This is a genomic window from Cupriavidus sp. KK10 (assembly GCF_018223725.1).
In the GTDB taxonomy this organism is placed as follows: domain Bacteria; phylum Pseudomonadota; class Gammaproteobacteria; order Burkholderiales; family Burkholderiaceae; genus Cupriavidus; species Cupriavidus necator.
In genome coordinates this window covers 1593091-1607741 of record NZ_CP073678.1, presented here as the reverse complement: position 1 = coordinate 1607741, position 14651 = coordinate 1593091, and the positions used below count along the sequence as shown (strand labels likewise).

Below are 14651 nucleotides of genomic sequence, written 5' to 3'. Positions count from 1 at the left end.
TACCTTCCCTGAAATTACGCGCCGCCAATTGCTGGTTCTAGGGGCCGGCGCCGCAGTTACCGCGGCTGTGCCCAATGCAGCCTCCGCTACTTCGACCGCGTCTGGCAGCGCGGCAACCTCGCAAGGATATTTAGCCATGAGCTACGTCACAACCAAGGACGGTGTCCAAATCTTCTACAAGGACTGGGGTCCCGCCAATGCGACGCCCATCGTCTTCTCGCACGGATGGCCTCTGAGCTCCGATGATTGGGATGCCCAGATGATGTTCTTCCTCTCCAAGGGCTTTCGCGTCGTTGCCCATGACCGGCGGGGCCATGGGCGCTCGTCGCAGGTCTGGGACGGGCACAACATGGACCATTACGCCGACGACCTGGCAGCCGTGGTGACTCATCTCGACCTCAAGGGTGCCATCCACGTGGGCCATTCGACTGGCGGCGGTGAAGTTGTGCGTTACCTGGCGCGCCACGGCGAGAAGCGGGCTTCGAAGGCCTGCCTCGTCGCGGCAGTGCCGCCGCTTATGGTCAAGACTGCGTCCAATCCGGGCGGTCTGCCAAAGGAGGTGTTCGACGGTCTGCAATTGCAGACGGCCACCAACCGGGTGCAGTTCTTCCGCGACCTTCCCGCAGGTCCGTTCTACGGCTTCAACCGGCCGGGCGCAAAGCCCCAGGAAGGCATTATCCAGAACTGGTGGCGGCAAGGAATGATGGGTAGCGCAAAGGCGCACCACGACGGCATCGTGGCTTTCTCGCAGACTGACTTCACCGAGGACCTGAAGAAGATCAATCTGCCTGTTCTGGTGATGCACGGCGACGACGATCAGATCGTGCCCTATGCCGATTCCGGGCCGCTGTCGGCCAAGCTTCTAAAGAAAGGCACGTTGAAGACATACAAAGGCTTCCCACATGGTATGCCGACCACGCACGCGGACGTCATCAACGAGGACCTGTTGGCATTTATCAAGGCCTGAGCGAGCCTGGTGGAATGCACTGCTGGTTCGCTTCGAGGCGGACCAGCAGTTGCCGCTCCAACGCTGGACGGAACGAAACACAACGCTCTGGCAATGATGTCAGCACCGAGAGCGGGGGGTGGTTACATCTCGGACGCCCCTCAATGCAGACGTGTCATATTGCAGGCGATTCAAAAAATATGTCATTCGCCAAGTGGCAGATGGTCCCGCGCCCTGTCAATCCAGCCTAGGACGGTAACGTCGACGTTTGATGACAGGCGCGCGCAGCGCCAAATCGCTACGATTGCGGGTAGCTTTGAAGAAAGACGAGAACATACAGGGCAAATGCGGACACCGTTACCCAGTCGAGAATGCGATAGCGGTATTCAAAACAGAGTGAAACCAAAGCTCTGAGGCGTTGCATGTCGGACCGGTAGATCGTGGAATGCTGGCGGTCCGCATCGTAGTGAGCCTCTATGACAAGGGAACGACGCCATGCCGGTCCGGTGTTTTCGCGCAAGAAGCTCGCGATATCATTTCAAGAATACTGGGGCTGCTCCCAGACTGAGGACCGAGGCAACTTGCGGATCATGACGCGAGCCGATTGAGGCCCTGCCTCCCTCTTCAGGCCACGGCGGCACTTCGGACGAACCCATCATCGCCATAGCCCGCATCACCGGCATCGCCGGACTCCGCGGTTTCCTCCCCTGAGGTTTGTTCATGCGCCTTGAGTTCTGCAGCCTGCAGCCAAGGGCAGGCATCAAACAAATCTAAACGGTACCGGTCAGTCGGTGCATGAACGACGGATGACCCGTTCGGAGAAGCGGACCTCTGAGTGGAAGCTGCGAACCGCAGCCAAGGGCTTATGTCGTGTCCCAAGAAAAAAACGCGCCCAAAGGCGCGCTTCTCAATTTGACTTCACCCGGCACCCGGGGGGCGTCACGCATCAGTTTTTCGCAGCCAGTGCGGAGTCGGGTGCGCGGCGGAAGCTGATGGCGAGCCGGTTATAGGCATTCATCAGGCTGATCGCCATGGTGAGGTCAGCGAGCTCTTTCTCGCTGAACGCCGCAGCAGCGACCTTGAAATCATTGTCTGGCACGTGGGTGTCCGCCACGCGTGTCACGGACTCAGCCCATGCCAGCGCAGCCTTCTCGCGGTCACTGAACAACGGCCCCGCTTCATGCCAGGCTTGCACGAGCGCAAGCTTCTCGGGCGTCACGCCTTTCTTGATCAGGTCACGGGTGTGCATGTCCAGGCAATAGGCGCACCCATTAATCTGGCTCACGCGCAGATAGACCAGCTCGACGAGGACGTCTTCGAGGCCCGACTGCATGACATAGCCATACACGCCGCCAAATGCCTTCACACCGCCAGGCGCGGCCTTGGTGTAATCCAGTCTCATCTCAAACTCCTACTTGTCGTTGGTCGTCAGTTCCTTGTCGTCCGAATCGACGACAAACACCGCGAGCAGTTTTGCCGGCCTGGTCTTGCTCGCATTGCGGCTCACCGGATGGCGTGAGCCTGGCTCCTCGAAGAAGCTCTCACCCGCCATGTACACGCGTTCCGGCTCGTCGTTCACCTTGCTGGCGACGCTGCCCGAGACGACGTATGCGTAGATGAATGATGACTTGGCATGGGTATGAGGATGCGAAGCGCCTCCGGGCGGATAAAGGACCTCCACTGTGATGAGCGACTTGCCCGGGATGTTGGGAATCGCCCGGGTGAAGTTCGGCTTGACCGTATCGCCGACGGTGTGAGCGGCGGCAGCCCCGGTGAAGGCCATACTCGTAGCCGCCACGAGAGAGAGAAGAAAGCGTTGAAGTTTCATGTTTATCTCCTGAAAGGCTAGAATCATGCTCTCCCGGAGGTTCATGAAAAAGAACCAAGAATGCAGTTTCTTGATGCACCAGACGCTATGCAAATCCTGGATCTGAAACTTGACCGTGCGTCCAAGACTTCACTGGCGGAGCAGATTCGGCTCGGCATTACCGGTGCCATTGAGAATGGGGTACTCGTTCCCGGTGCCAGACTGCCATCCTGGGTTGATCTTGCCGCACAGCTTGGTGTTGCTCGAGGCACCGTCAAGACTGCATATGAGCGGCTGACCGACGCACAATTGGTCGTTTCATCACGCGCTGGCGGGACCAGAGTCTCGGAGCATGCTGCCGTCGCGAGCCCAATCACGGAACGTGCGCGTTCCATCGAGTCCGATCTGCAATCAGCGCTGTACCAGCATTTCCTGCCCGGGCCTGCGGTCTTTCAAATGGGCGTGCCGGCATCGGACTGCTTTCCGGCAGCATTGTTCTCGCGGCTGCGAGCCCGTGCGGCACGCGACGAAGTCGAAGCGCCTGCAGCGTATCCAGACCCGAGAGGCGAACATGAACTCCGACGAGAGATCGCAGCGCATCTGGCCTTGGCACGCGGCATTGAATGCCAGCCCTCGCAGATTTTCATTACGGCGGGATGTTCAGGGGCGCTCGGTGTGGTGCTGCGAGTGATTCAGGCCGAAGGCCGAAAGGCATGGGTCGAGAATCCGGGATTTTTTCCCAGCCGCAGGGCATTGGAAATTTCCCAGCTCGCAACGGTTCCCATCCCGGTAGACGAAGAAGGCATTGATGTCAGCTACGGCGAAATGCACGCACCAGATGCCGCGGTGGCTTTGGTCACTGCCGGGCAACAAGCGCCACTGGGTCCGACATTGTCGCTCGCGCGCCGAGTGCGAATTCTCGAATGGGCGACACGCGTGAATGCCTGGATCATCGAAGACGATTACCTGGGCGAACTCCAACTGACACGCCGCGCGGCTCCCGCACTGGCGTCACTCGATCGTGCGAGGCGGGTGATTCATATTGGGTCTTTCAGCAAGACGATCAGTCCGACGCTGCGGCTTGGATTTGTCGTGGTGCCGCCCACCTTAGTAGCCCGATTCGATGAAGCCGTGGCCTGCCTTGCGTCAGCGCCCGGACCGGCAGTGCAAATGGCGACTGCTGAATTCATGCGGGATGGTCACTATATTCGACACTTGCGCCGTATGAAGCGCATTTATGCAGGCCGAAGCAATGCACTGCTGGCTGCGCTGAGATCCAAGGGATTCCAGGCCTATCCGGCCGGACTTGCAGTGGTGATGAGGCTTCCCGATGGCGCCGACGACAAGACGATCGCTCGAGAAGCCTATGCCTATGGACTTGCGCCCGCCCCATTGTCGGGGTGGTATTGCTCGGCGTCTACTCAGCGATCGGGATTACTCCTCGGTGTTGCGACAGCAATTGAACAGCAGGTGCCGACTGCCTGTGATCGCTTGCAACACCTGATCAGGAAGTTCTCCTAGAGTGCAAAGGCACTGGCAACACATGGGAAGGGTGGTACACGATTTCTTCAGGTTTTTGGTGCTTTTTGAGGGCCCAACAAACGGACACAATGCTCTCACCGAATCATAACGGGGCGTCACTCCGCCCTGCTGTGTCGTTGGCTTATCGCTGCGCTGCCAGGCTGCGCAGCTCCGAGGAGAAAGCTCATGAAGATTTTCGTTGCAGGCGCCACTGGCGCTATCGGACTGCCGCTTGTGCGCGTACTTCGCGCGCTGAACCATGAAGTCACAGGAATGACTCGCGCCGGCGCAGGCGCAGGCGCAGGCGCAGGCGCCGACAGACTGCGCGAGATCGGCGCCACAGTGTCCTTTGCGGATGCCTTTGACCCGCAGTCTGTTCGGAACGCCATCGAAGCAGCTTCGCCCGACGTGGTTATCGACCAACTTACGTGGCTTCCCGCGAATCCGGCCGACATCATCAAATCGATGCCCAACGATACCCGCCTGCATCGGGAGGGGGGCAGCAATTTGCTGGCCGCGGCCGAGGCGCTGGGCGTGAAACGCTATATCGTGCAATCGCGTGGCTTTTACCTGAATGCCCCGCCCGGGGAGCTTGCCGACGAAACGGCCGGGCTTCGCTGTGACGCCCCTGGCGAAATCGGCGAAAGCGCGCGGGTCATCGGCGCGTATGAGGACTCCGTCACGGGCTCGGCCTCGGTGGAAGGCGTGGTCCTGCGCTATGGATTCTTCTATGGTCCTGGCACGTGGTACAGGCCTGACGGAGCCATTGCGGAGCAGGCACGGAGAGGCGAAACGTCGATCATTGGGGACGGCAATGCCGTCTGGTCGTTTGTCCATATCGATGATGCGGTCGCGGCGACCGTTGCTTCGTTGATGGCCGAACCCGGCGTGTACAACGTGGTCGATGATGACCCGCTCCCTGTCGCCAAATGGATGCCAGCATTCGCACGCTGGGTCGATGCGCCAGAGCCTGCCCGCGTTAGCGTCGTGGAAGCCCGGAAGGCCGCAGGTGACGAAGCGGTCTACTACCATACCTGCCTGACGGGCGCCTCGAACGGTGCGGCGAAGGCGAAGCTGGGGTTCGCCCCGCGGCCGCTGCTATGGAAGGATGCTTGAGCGTGACTTGCCCGCTTGGGATGTCCTCAGGCGAGTAGCCTGAAAAAATTGGGACTCTTGCGAGTCCCATCCCAGATCCGCAACCCCGAGTGGTCACTGTACCTATGCTTTTCAACGATCTATTCAAGTCCCTCGAAGCCGTCCGCTGGCACATGGACAAGGACATCCCCTGGGGTTCGTTCGACGCCAGTCTGTTGACCGACGATCAGGCGAAAACCATCCGCATGAATGCCATCACCGAATGGTCGGCCCTGCCCGCCACGGAGATGTTCCTGCGTGACAACCGCCACGATTCCGACTTTTCGGCTTTCATGAGCATCTGGTTCTTCGAGGAACAGAAGCACTCGCTGGTGCTGATGGAGTACCTGCGCCGCTTCCGCCCCGATCTGGTGCCGACCGAGGAAGAGCTGCACGCCGTGCGCTTCGAGTTCGACCCGGCCCCGCCGCTGGAAACCCTGATGCTACATTTCTGCGGCGAGATCCGCCTGAACCACTGGTATCGCCGCGCCGCCGAATGGCACTCGGAACCGGTGCTCAAGCACATCTACCGCACGCTGTCCCAGGACGAAGCCCGCCACGGTGGCGCGTACCTGCGCTACATGAAGAAGTACCTGGCCCAGTTTGGCGATCCGGCACGCGCCGCTTTTGCCAAGATCGGCGTGCTGATGGCATCGGCCCGCCGCACGGAAAAGCCGCTGCACCCGACCAACCTGCACGTGAACAAGGCGTTGTTCCCCCACGACACGGTGCAGTCCCGCCTGCCGGATCCGGACTGGCTCGAGCACTGGCTCGACGAGCAGATCCGCTTTGATGAGAGCTGGGAGAAGAAGGTGATCGAGCGGATCCTGCACAACATGTGTAAGCGCGCGGTGATCCCGTCTTGACGACAGCGCCGCGGTCAGGACTGCGGGAGTTGCCAGTGATGAGGCAGAAGCTCCTCGAGGCGACTTGCGGGCTGCGTTGGCAGTCGTGTGAGAACGTCTTTGAGATCGGCGTAGGGATCGTGACCGTTCAGCCTGGCCGACTGAAGGAGGCTCATGGCCGCAGCAGCGCGACGGCCTGCCCGAAGCGATCCCGCAAAGAGCCAATTGCTCCGGCCGAGAGCAACCGGACGGATCTGGTTTTCGCACCAGTTGTTATCGATCGGGACTTGCGGATCCTTGAGGTACCGCGTCAGGGCAGTCCATCGCCGCAGACTGTAGTCCAGCGCCTTGGCGATAGCGGATCCCTCGCTCACGCGAGCGCGTTGCCCGGTCATCCAGGCGTAGAGCGCATCGGCAATCGGCCGGGCGCGTTGTTGCCGGATTTCCAGCCGCAATTGTGCAGCAAGCTGCTGCACTTCCCGCTCGATCTCGTAGAGCTCACCTATGTACTGCAGAGCATCCTGTGCGATCTGGCTTTTGCTCGCTGCGTGGAGGTCGTAAAACTTACGTCTCGCGTGCGCCATGCAACCTAACTCGGTAATGCCCTGGGCAAACAGCGCCTTATAACCGGTGAAGTCGTCGCAGACGAGCTGGCCTTTCCAGTTGCCAAGGAAGTTCCTCGCATGCTCGCCCGCGCGACTGTCGGCGAAGTCGTACACCACTGCGCGCAGACCCTCGAAGGCCCCGGGGCAATACGTCCACAGGTAGGCGCGCTGCGTCTTGCCCTTACCGGGACTGAGCATGGCCACCGGCGTCTCGTCGGCATGCAGCACACGATGTTGCAGAATCTGCTCCTTGAGCGCGTCCACCAGTGGCTGTAGTTGCACGCCGCACATGCCGACCCATTGCGCGAGCGTGGACCGAGGAATGGCCAGGCCTGCGCGCTCGAAGATGCGTTCCTGCCGATATAGAGGCAAGTGATCGCTGTATTTGGCTACCAGCACCTGCGCAAGCAATCCGGCGGTAGGGATTCCCTTGTCGATCACCTGGGCCGGCACCGGGGCCTGCGTCAGCGTTTCGCACTGCGCACACACCCATTTGCCGCGCACATGACGCTCGACGGTGAACACGCCGGGCGTATAGTCCAGCTTCTCGCTGACGTCTTCGCCAATGCGCTTGAGCTGACAGCCGCAACCACACGTGGTCGACGTCGGCTCATGGCGAACTTCGACACGCGGCAGATTCGGCGGCAGCGGCGCACGGCGCGGTTTGTTCGGCGGGGGCTCGTTCTTCGGTTTGCTGGCGAGTTGTTCGAGCTCGTGCTCGATGGCGATCAGGTCTGCGTCGATGGCTTCGTCAAGCAAGCTCTGTTGCTCGGTTGGAAGCTTCTCGCTACGGGCGGCGAACTTCCACCGTTTCAACACAGCCATCTCATGCGTGAGCTGGGCGATGCGGGTATCTTTGAGGCGCAACTCACTATCCCGCGCCCGCACTTCTGACATCAAATCCATGGCCAGCGCCCGCAGTTGGTCTGCGTTCATGCCCTGGAGTTGTGCGGTGTCGATCATGCCGGCTATTGTGCCGTGCCCGGCATTCCACAAACATCGGCACGCGCACCGATTGCAATCGCGGACGTTACACGACTCGGATCACTCCATCCTGACCGATGCGCTGCCATGGCAATCCAAGCACAAGGCCGGCCAATTGTTCGTGCGTCAGCGGGTATTGGTTTGGTTCGCCGGAACGCGGCCACGCGAACTGCCCTTGATTTAACCGGCGTGCTGCCAACCAGATGCCGATGCCGTCGTGAACCAGAACCTTCATACGGTTGGCCCGGCGATTGGCAAACAGGTAGGCATGGTGCGGATGCGCGGCCCCGAACACCGTGACCACCCTGGCCAGCGCCTTGTCGAAGCCGGCCCGCATGTCCAGCGGATCGACCGCCAGCCAAACCTCGTCAATGCGGATCACGCCAGCCACTCGCGCAGCCAGGCAACGCATTGCGCTGCTTCGGATGTCGGCCAGCTTACCGTGATCGACTGGTCTGCGCGACGCACTTCGACACGGATCTCGGTTGAGCGCACGTTCCTCGACTCGAGCGGTACCGGCACGAATGCCGGCATCGCAGCCCGTTGGACTGCCACTTCGCTGCCGACGATCAGGGCCGGCACATTCCCTTCGGCCTGGTCAACCCAGCGCCTGAGCAGGTTAGCGTTGAGCTTGTGATGCAACGCAATTGCTGCAATCGAAACACCTGGTCCCTGGCATGCAGCAACCACCTGAGCCTTGAATTCGCGGCTGTAGCGGCGGCGCCGACGTCGTCCGGCCGGAGCCTCTTGTTCGATAGTGTTCACGTGTCCACCTATTCGTTAAGCGGACACGATGCTCCCAAGACCTTCACCTCAATTCAAGACGGGTTGCCCGGACGCTTACCAACATGTCGCTGCTGTTCGAGCGCAGGTTCGACAGCGTGCAGGACCTGAACCGCTACCGCAAGGAGCTAAGAGTAAGCAGTCAGGCTGGCTAGCAAAGTGGCAGTCCGCCTATTCGACTGGACGGCTTGTCGGACTCAGTCATTCAAGGGCGGACCGGCTGCTTTTGCGGCAGCTACTGCCGTCCGGCCTCCCTATAGTCGATGGCTCAGATGGGTCGCATTGAGACGACGAGTAAGCAACGGGCGAGATCTTGCCTTATTGCACCGTTCGCTAGCATCGCCATTTCCATACTTTCATCATCATGAAAGTAGCGGATTGGCACCACCCAACGACTCCTGCCATGCTCTGCAAGATTTCTCATTAGGGTTTATACTCACCCTCGTCTCCTCCCTTTCACCGAAGGGATTCCAGCCCGCCCTTGCAGCGGGCTTTTCTTTGTTCGCTTGTTTTTAGGTCTTCGCCCAACCACCTGCACGTGGTGGCGTCTGGACGGGCGCCGGAAGCATACGCCGGCGCCACACCAGCAGAGAGTGAACGGCCGGCAGCATCGAGATTCGCCGAACTCAGGATTCCCGACAACGAGCACGCGGCCGCGAGTCAGCCTCTACAGCCAAACTGTGCTGATCCTGCAGACGATCGTGCATCGTCTCGCAGCGAATCAACATCATTGTCGCGGGTTCCTCATCCGCATCGGCTACGTCAGCCTCTGCGGCGCTGCGCAGATATACTTGCCGGGAGACAATGGCGACGATCACAATGATGGCGCCGACGCAGAAGACCCGGGCCAGGAATTGAAGATCTCGCGCCATGGAGGAATTGCCGGATAGCAGGAGTAATTTGGTGGCGAGACTACACCAGGATGTCGCGGCGTGATGCTACGCCGTTGCAGGATTGACAGCGCCTCCATTTCGCCATAGCGAGGCGCGGCCGCCGCCTGTGACACCACACCGGGCCTGATGAGATGCCAAAGACGATTGCGCCCCTACCGCGCGGCCATTACTGGGCCACGCCGCACGCGCCCTTTCCGCTGGACGGTCCGAACGGCCATGCCGAAGTCTTCCCTGGCGTCCCACTGTGTCAGCGACGGAAAATGGGTCGCCTTCTATAAGCACAGTGAAGAGGTTTGGGCGTGCAATGCCATGTATGCAGCGGCCCATTTCGACTTTGCTCCTGCTTTCAGCGCCCACGCGTCGACGGCGGGCTGAGCGCCTGGCTGCGACCGCAGCCGGCTAGCCTCTCAATCAAATATAACGCCCCAGCAACCAGCAAAATTTCGCTCTACTGGCGTTATGTTCAGTCGCTGCAGCAGTAAGACACCTCTTTGGGGGGGCATCCGTCGGTTGCATAAATATAGTCATAGTCTTGGCCCCATGGTTCACTGCCTACTGGTCCCGGGGTACGCGCGTCGGCTGGAAACCAGGATACCAGACGCGTGACGGAGGAGCCCTGCTGCCAAAGGAATTTGTACAGGTGGATCTAACGCAACACAGATCAACCCTCAATTCTGTTCAGTGAACTAGTCAAATACTTGATTTTTGACTAGAATACTGGACATATGCCAGCCTTTACCGATACCACCTCAGTCCTCGAGCGCCACTTGCTCCTGCAACTCGGCGACCGCATCAAACGCCTGCGGAAGGCTCAGGGTTTTGGCACGGTTGAGATGGCCAAGCGCGTCGGCATCTCCCGGACGACCCTCGCTGCCGTTGAGGCAGGCGACCCCGCGCCAACCATGGGCACATATCTGCGTGTCATGTCCGTGCTGGGGGTTGCCGGCGACCTTGCCCTGTTAGTCAGCGATACGTTTCAACCCGCGCCGGCGAACTCTGCGGCCGCCTCATCCAAGCGTGCCGTACCGCAGGTACAAGTTCGGGTCAGGACTGATCCAAGCCGCCATGAGGCTCAGGACTTGCAGAGCATGGCGCTTCACAAGGAAGCGATCCGCCTGCTTCAGGATGACCCCACGCTACTGGACCGGGCCCGAGAAGTGCTCAGGCGATGGCGCGCGCAGGGAGACTCACGGTCTGATTCACTCTGGTCCGAGTGGGAAACGATTCTTGCGAACCAGTCGTGGCGCAAAGCGCTCGGCCGAACTCGTCGTGCTCAAGAGCTGCGCCAAGCGTCTCCGCTGCCCACGCTTTTACCAGATGCCCTTCGGCAGGAAGTGCTAGCACAGGTTCAGGCGCTGAAAAAAGGCGTTGTCCTGGGGAACCAGGAATGAAGCGGGAAGATCTGGAACACATCATTCGGGCTGCTGCCGACATCACGAACGAATATGAGTTCGTTGTCGTTGGCAGCCAATCCATCCTGGGGCTGATCCCCAATCCCCCGGCGGTTTTCACGATGTCCGCGGAGGCTGACATCTACCCGCTCAATGCCACCCACAAGGCGGATGCGATCGACGCGGCGATTGGTGAAGGCTCGCGCTTTCACGAGACGTATGGTTACTACGCGCAGGGCGTCGGGCCAGAGACAGCATGTCTTCCCGCCGGGTGGGAAAGCCGCTTGCAGCGCATCCAGACGGCGGGCACGAATGGGCGGGTCGGCTATTGCCTTGACCTTGTTGACCTCTTTATGGCGAAGGCGGCAGCGGATCGCGACAAGGACCGAGTCTTCTGTATGGCCCTGATACAGCACGGCTATGTCTTACCGCGTACAGCGATCAGTCGCGTCGACGACATGCCGATTGACAGAGCTGCACAGGGACGACTGCGTGCACGCATCAAGCGCTGGACGAAGGCCTTGCGGGACCAAGGTCATGCGGTTCCCGCTGATGACGCCTAGCTCTGCTTTCAGCGCAGCAGCCATCGGAGTGCCATCGCGCTAGCATTTCGCTGACGACGCGATAAGGGCGTGTTATCGGACCTTAAACTCCTCGAACGGAACCGCGTTCTTGCTGCCGAGGGTACGGCCGGCAATGGCGGCTGCCCGCCCTGCCTTCCTCCAGCCGGCGCACTGGACTGAGCGCTTCTTTCGAAAACCGTGTACGCGCCATTGCCAGCCGGCGGTGCGTTGCCGAACGTCACTTGCGGGTCGAGGTCGCGAAGAAACGTCCCGCGAATCGCATCAAATACGCGTCCCGTCTAGTGTCCCGAGTCAGAAATTCGTAGACAAAATCGCTTGATGCTGGCGAGGATGTCATCGGCGGACTTTGTCCACACGAAAGGCGTGGGGTTGGCGTTGTTCAGGTCAAGGTATTGGCGGATAGCTTGCTCAAGTTGTCGGGTTGAGCGATGCGTGCCGCGGCGGATGTATTGTTCGGTGATGGTTGCAAACCAGCGCTCCACCTGATTGATCCACGAGGCGGAGGTCGGTGTGAAATGAACATGGAAGCGTGGATGGCGAGCGAACCAAGCCTTGATCGACGCCGTCTTGTGCGTGCCGTAGTTGTCCATGACGAGATGCACATCGAGCTTGGGTGGCACGTTGGCTTCGATCGTGCGTAGAAACTGCAGGAACTCACTGCTGCGATGTCTGCGATGCAATTCACCGATAACTTTTCCTGTGGCGATGTCCAGCGCGGCGAACAACGTTGTCGTGCCATGGCGCATGTAGTCATGCGTGCGTCGCTCGGGGATGCCTGGCGCCATCGGCAAAATCGGCTGCGTGCGGTCCAGCGCCTGAATCTGGCTCTTCTCGTCAACGCACAACACCATGGCCTTGAGCGGTGGGTCGAGGTACAACCCCACGATATCTCGCACCTTCTCCACGAACAATGGGTCGCTGGACAGCTTGAAGGTCTCCTGTCTATGCGGCTGCAGCCCAAAGGCGCGCCAGATACGCGTCACGGTCGACTGCGACAGATCTGCCGCGCGAGCCATGCTGCGCGTGCTCCAGTGAGTAGCCCCGGCTGGCACGGATTCGAGCGTCTTGGCAATAATCGCATCGACCTGTGCGTCAGCGATGATCCTCGGCGCCCCTGGGCGCGGAGCATCCAGCAGCCCATCCAGGCGATCCGCGACGAATCGCGAGCGCCACTTGGAAACCGTATGCACGTCGACACGCTGCTTTGCGGCAACGGTCTTGTTGTCCAGGCCTTCAGCACTGGCCAGCACGATGCGCGCGCGCAAAGCCAACGCCTGTGCCGTCTTGCGCCGCATCGTCAGCGCCTTGAGCTGCTCGCGTTCAGCCTCACTCAAGATTAGTTCCGCCTTTGGTCTTCCCCTCATCGCTACCTCGCCCCGTGCGTGCCTTCAATGCAGAGTACAACGCGAGCCAAATAATGCAATGAATTTCAGACTCATGACACTGATATGTATGGACCGTGTCAAGTACCAAAGTGTGGGCTCCCCAAAGTTTGACGGGTCAAGGGCGGGCATCAGCCCGGCGTAGCGCACCCTTGACGCGACGCCGGTTTTCCATGCTAGGCATTGGTCGTGAGCGCGGCACTTGCGTGCTCACGACCATGCGAGACTGGCTTCCTGGACGGTCGTCAAGAACAGGATGCTTGGGCCAGGACGAGGCGGTTATCCGACGGTTGATCATTCTGATATGCGCGGGTTGGTTACCGCATGACAAACGAAACGTCGGGGAGCTGCCTCAATCTAGAGTCGAGGGTTGTGCTGTTTCCAGTTGCCTCCTAGTGTAAGCGCGAGGGTTCTCCCACCGTTGCCTGGTCCTGGCCTAAGCATCCTGGTATCTGCTCGATCTTCTCATGCCAGCTAAGCTCGGCTGAGGGGGACGACGTGTTTCCCGATGGCCCAGATAAAACCGACAAGCTCGCGAGCAATGGCGGTACAGACCTGGTTCTTGAGCTTGCCGCGTGCCATCAAGTTTCGAAAGCGCTGGCACAGCCGTTTTTGCGCCGACCAGGCGATCTCCTGGACTTCGGGGGACGTACGCTCTGCGCGCCGCTGTAGGATCGCGGTCTTGCGTGCGGCATGACGATAGGTCCACGCTGCTTCGATGAGTACCCGCCGGACATGGCTGTTGCCGGTCTTGGTAATGCCACCGCGGCGTTCGTGCTTGCCGCTGGAGTGTTCGCTGGGCACCAGGCCCAGATGGGCCATCAGCTGGGGCGCGCCGGCAAATCGGGTGAGATCACCGAGTTCCGCGACTACTGTTACAGCGGCGAGCAGACTGATGCCGCGCAGCGCCATCAACGCCTCGATCACCGGCCAGACTGGGCTGGCGTGCGCCGCTGTCTCGACTTCGCGGTCGAGGCTGGCCACGCGCGTGCCGCAGGCCTGCACTGTGTCGATATATTCCTGCAGCACGATCTGTTGCTCCGGCCGGGCGAACTTGATGCCTTCCAGCCAGCGCCAGTGTGCTTGCGTCCATCTGGAGCGGCCCGTGTAGCGATGGCCATGGCGCGACAGAAACGACAACAGCCGTTGCTTGGCTTGGCGTTGCAGATGCTTCATGTCCTCACGCGCACGAGTCAGATCGCGCAGCGCCTCCTGTGCCTCATCGGGAATCCATACAGGGGTCAATTCGCCGGCGCGATGCAGGCGCGCGAGACTTAGGGCATCGCGTCGGTCGGTCTTCACCCGTTGGCCTGGTTTCCTGGGAATCAGCGACGGCGCTACGACTTGGCAATCCTGCTTGAGCTCCCGCAGCTGTCGGCAAATTGTGTAGCCGCAGGGCCCGGCTTCGTAGCAGAACGCCAGCCTGCCTGTGCCGCGCTTGAGGCGCGCCACCACTTTCGCAATGGCTTCGGGTGTGTTGACGATCTCGCCCATATACCTCACCTCGCCGGCCATGTCGGCGACCGCTACGGCAATCGTTTCCTGATGTACATCCAGGCCCACGTACTTGCTAAACTTGTTCATGACCTGCCCCCTCAATGCGGCTCTGAGCTGCGGTGTAACGCACCTCAAGCTTAATCCGCGTACCTTGAGGCGCGGCAGGTCCATACATGATGTCTAGCTTGTTCGCGTTAGTCGCCACATGTTCCCGTATCCGAGTGCTCGCCAGTGGTGCGAGTACCCGCCCTCCCGAGGGCCGTGGTGTGTTAGCACTCG

Annotated in this window: 13 protein-coding genes and 2 pseudogenes; 8 read left to right on the top strand and 7 right to left on the bottom strand. The window is 60.4% G+C overall.

The window, feature by feature from the left end:
• Positions 1-136: 136 nt before the first annotated feature.
• Positions 137-967: an alpha/beta fold hydrolase gene (locus KB879_RS38885; protein WP_211983213.1), complete on the top strand. Its 831-nt coding sequence runs from the start codon at positions 137-139 to the stop codon at positions 965-967.
• Positions 968-1892: 925 nt separating this feature from the next.
• Here KB879_RS38885 and KB879_RS38880 read toward each other — a convergent pair.
• Together KB879_RS38880 and KB879_RS38875 are read right to left on the bottom strand one after the other, a co-directional pair.
• Complete coding sequence (locus tag KB879_RS38880; RefSeq protein ID WP_211983211.1) at positions 1893-2348, bottom strand: carboxymuconolactone decarboxylase family protein; 456 nt, start codon at positions 2346-2348, stop codon at positions 1893-1895.
• 9 nt (positions 2349-2357) lie between these two features.
• Entirely contained in the window at positions 2358-2774 is a 417-nt protein-coding gene (locus tag KB879_RS38875; protein WP_211983209.1) for a cupin domain-containing protein, read from the bottom strand.
• 60 nt (positions 2775-2834) lie between these two features.
• Between KB879_RS38875 and KB879_RS38870 the strand changes: the two genes are divergently transcribed.
• The 3 genes and pseudogenes from KB879_RS38870 to KB879_RS38860 all read left to right on the top strand — a co-directional run.
• The gene (locus KB879_RS38870; RefSeq protein ID WP_371827447.1) at positions 2835-4274 is read left to right on the top strand and encodes a PLP-dependent aminotransferase family protein; all 1440 of its coding nucleotides are present in this window, start codon (positions 2835-2837) and stop codon (positions 4272-4274) included.
• Positions 4275-4460: 186 nt separating this feature from the next.
• On the top strand, positions 4461-5390 hold the full coding sequence (locus KB879_RS38865; protein ID WP_211983207.1) for an NAD(P)-dependent oxidoreductase: 930 nt from the start codon (positions 4461-4463) through the stop codon (positions 5388-5390).
• A gap of 104 nt (positions 5391-5494) precedes the next feature.
• Positions 5495-6247: pseudogene (locus KB879_RS38860) on the top strand (ferritin-like domain-containing protein); the annotation flags it as partial.
• Positions 6248-6288: 41 nt separating this feature from the next.
• On the opposite strand, the gene KB879_RS38855 reads toward KB879_RS38860, so the two are convergent.
• The 3 genes from KB879_RS38855 to KB879_RS38845 form a co-directional block, all read right to left on the bottom strand.
• Complete coding sequence (locus KB879_RS38855; RefSeq protein WP_211983205.1) at positions 6289-7821, bottom strand: IS66 family transposase; 1533 nt, start codon at positions 7819-7821, stop codon at positions 6289-6291.
• 67 nt (positions 7822-7888) lie between these two features.
• The gene (gene tnpB, locus KB879_RS38850; RefSeq protein ID WP_211983203.1) at positions 7889-8224 is read right to left on the bottom strand and encodes an IS66 family insertion sequence element accessory protein TnpB; all 336 of its coding nucleotides are present in this window, start codon (positions 8222-8224) and stop codon (positions 7889-7891) included.
• Positions 8221-8607, bottom strand: coding sequence for a transposase (locus KB879_RS38845; RefSeq protein WP_249221436.1), 387 nt, complete (start codon positions 8605-8607; stop codon positions 8221-8223). Before KB879_RS38845 ends, tnpB begins: the two co-directional genes overlap by 4 nt.
• A gap of 62 nt (positions 8608-8669) precedes the next feature.
• Here KB879_RS38845 and KB879_RS40130 point away from each other — a divergent pair.
• The 4 genes and pseudogenes from KB879_RS40130 to KB879_RS38830 form a co-directional block, all read left to right on the top strand.
• Positions 8670-8780: pseudogene (locus tag KB879_RS40130) on the top strand (ferritin-like domain-containing protein); the annotation flags it as partial.
• Between the two features lie 525 nt (positions 8781-9305).
• A complete protein-coding gene (locus KB879_RS40745; protein ID WP_211983201.1) occupies positions 9306-9515 on the top strand; it encodes a hypothetical protein in 210 nt (69 codons plus the stop codon).
• A gap of 728 nt (positions 9516-10243) precedes the next feature.
• Positions 10244-10909: a helix-turn-helix transcriptional regulator gene (locus tag KB879_RS38835; RefSeq protein WP_211983199.1), complete on the top strand. Its 666-nt coding sequence runs from the start codon at positions 10244-10246 to the stop codon at positions 10907-10909.
• Positions 10906-11472, top strand: coding sequence for a DUF6036 family nucleotidyltransferase (locus KB879_RS38830; protein ID WP_211983198.1), 567 nt, complete (start codon positions 10906-10908; stop codon positions 11470-11472). The genes KB879_RS38835 and KB879_RS38830 overlap by 4 nt, the downstream gene beginning before the upstream one ends.
• A gap of 299 nt (positions 11473-11771) precedes the next feature.
• Here the strand turns inward: KB879_RS38830 and KB879_RS38825 are convergent, their stop codons facing one another.
• Both KB879_RS38825 and KB879_RS38820 read right to left on the bottom strand, forming a co-directional pair.
• Positions 11772-12857: an IS630 family transposase gene (locus KB879_RS38825; RefSeq protein ID WP_211983197.1), complete on the bottom strand. Its 1086-nt coding sequence runs from the start codon at positions 12855-12857 to the stop codon at positions 11772-11774.
• A gap of 492 nt (positions 12858-13349) precedes the next feature.
• Positions 13350-14459 (bottom strand): IS110 family transposase, encoded by a 1110-nt coding sequence (locus KB879_RS38820; RefSeq protein WP_211983196.1) that lies wholly within the window; start codon positions 14457-14459, stop codon positions 13350-13352.
• Positions 14460-14651 lie beyond the last annotated feature (192 nt).

Bases quoted from the DNA above. Each gene is read 5' to 3' on its own strand.
- KB879_RS38825 (WP_211983197.1), bottom strand. From the start codon at position 12,857: ATGAGGGGAAGACCAAAGGCGGAACTAATCTTGAGTGAGGCTGAACGC.
- KB879_RS38870 (WP_371827447.1), top strand. From the start codon at position 2,835: ATGCAGTTTCTTGATGCACCAGACGCTATGCAAATCCTGGATCTGAAA.
- KB879_RS38830 (WP_211983198.1), top strand. From the start codon at position 10,906: ATGAAGCGGGAAGATCTGGAACACATCATTCGGGCTGCTGCCGACATC.
- KB879_RS38865 (WP_211983207.1), top strand. From the start codon at position 4,461: ATGAAGATTTTCGTTGCAGGCGCCACTGGCGCTATCGGACTGCCGCTT.
- KB879_RS38880 (WP_211983211.1), bottom strand. From the start codon at position 2,348: ATGAGACTGGATTACACCAAGGCCGCGCCTGGCGGTGTGAAGGCATTT.
- KB879_RS38820 (WP_211983196.1), bottom strand. From the start codon at position 14,459: ATGAACAAGTTTAGCAAGTACGTGGGCCTGGATGTACATCAGGAAACG.
- KB879_RS38855 (WP_211983205.1), bottom strand. From the start codon at position 7,821: ATGATCGACACCGCACAACTCCAGGGCATGAACGCAGACCAACTGCGG.
- KB879_RS38885 (WP_211983213.1), top strand. From the start codon at position 137: ATGAGCTACGTCACAACCAAGGACGGTGTCCAAATCTTCTACAAGGAC.
- KB879_RS38835 (WP_211983199.1), top strand. From the start codon at position 10,244: ATGCCAGCCTTTACCGATACCACCTCAGTCCTCGAGCGCCACTTGCTC.
- KB879_RS38875 (WP_211983209.1), bottom strand. From the start codon at position 2,774: ATGAAACTTCAACGCTTTCTTCTCTCTCTCGTGGCGGCTACGAGTATG.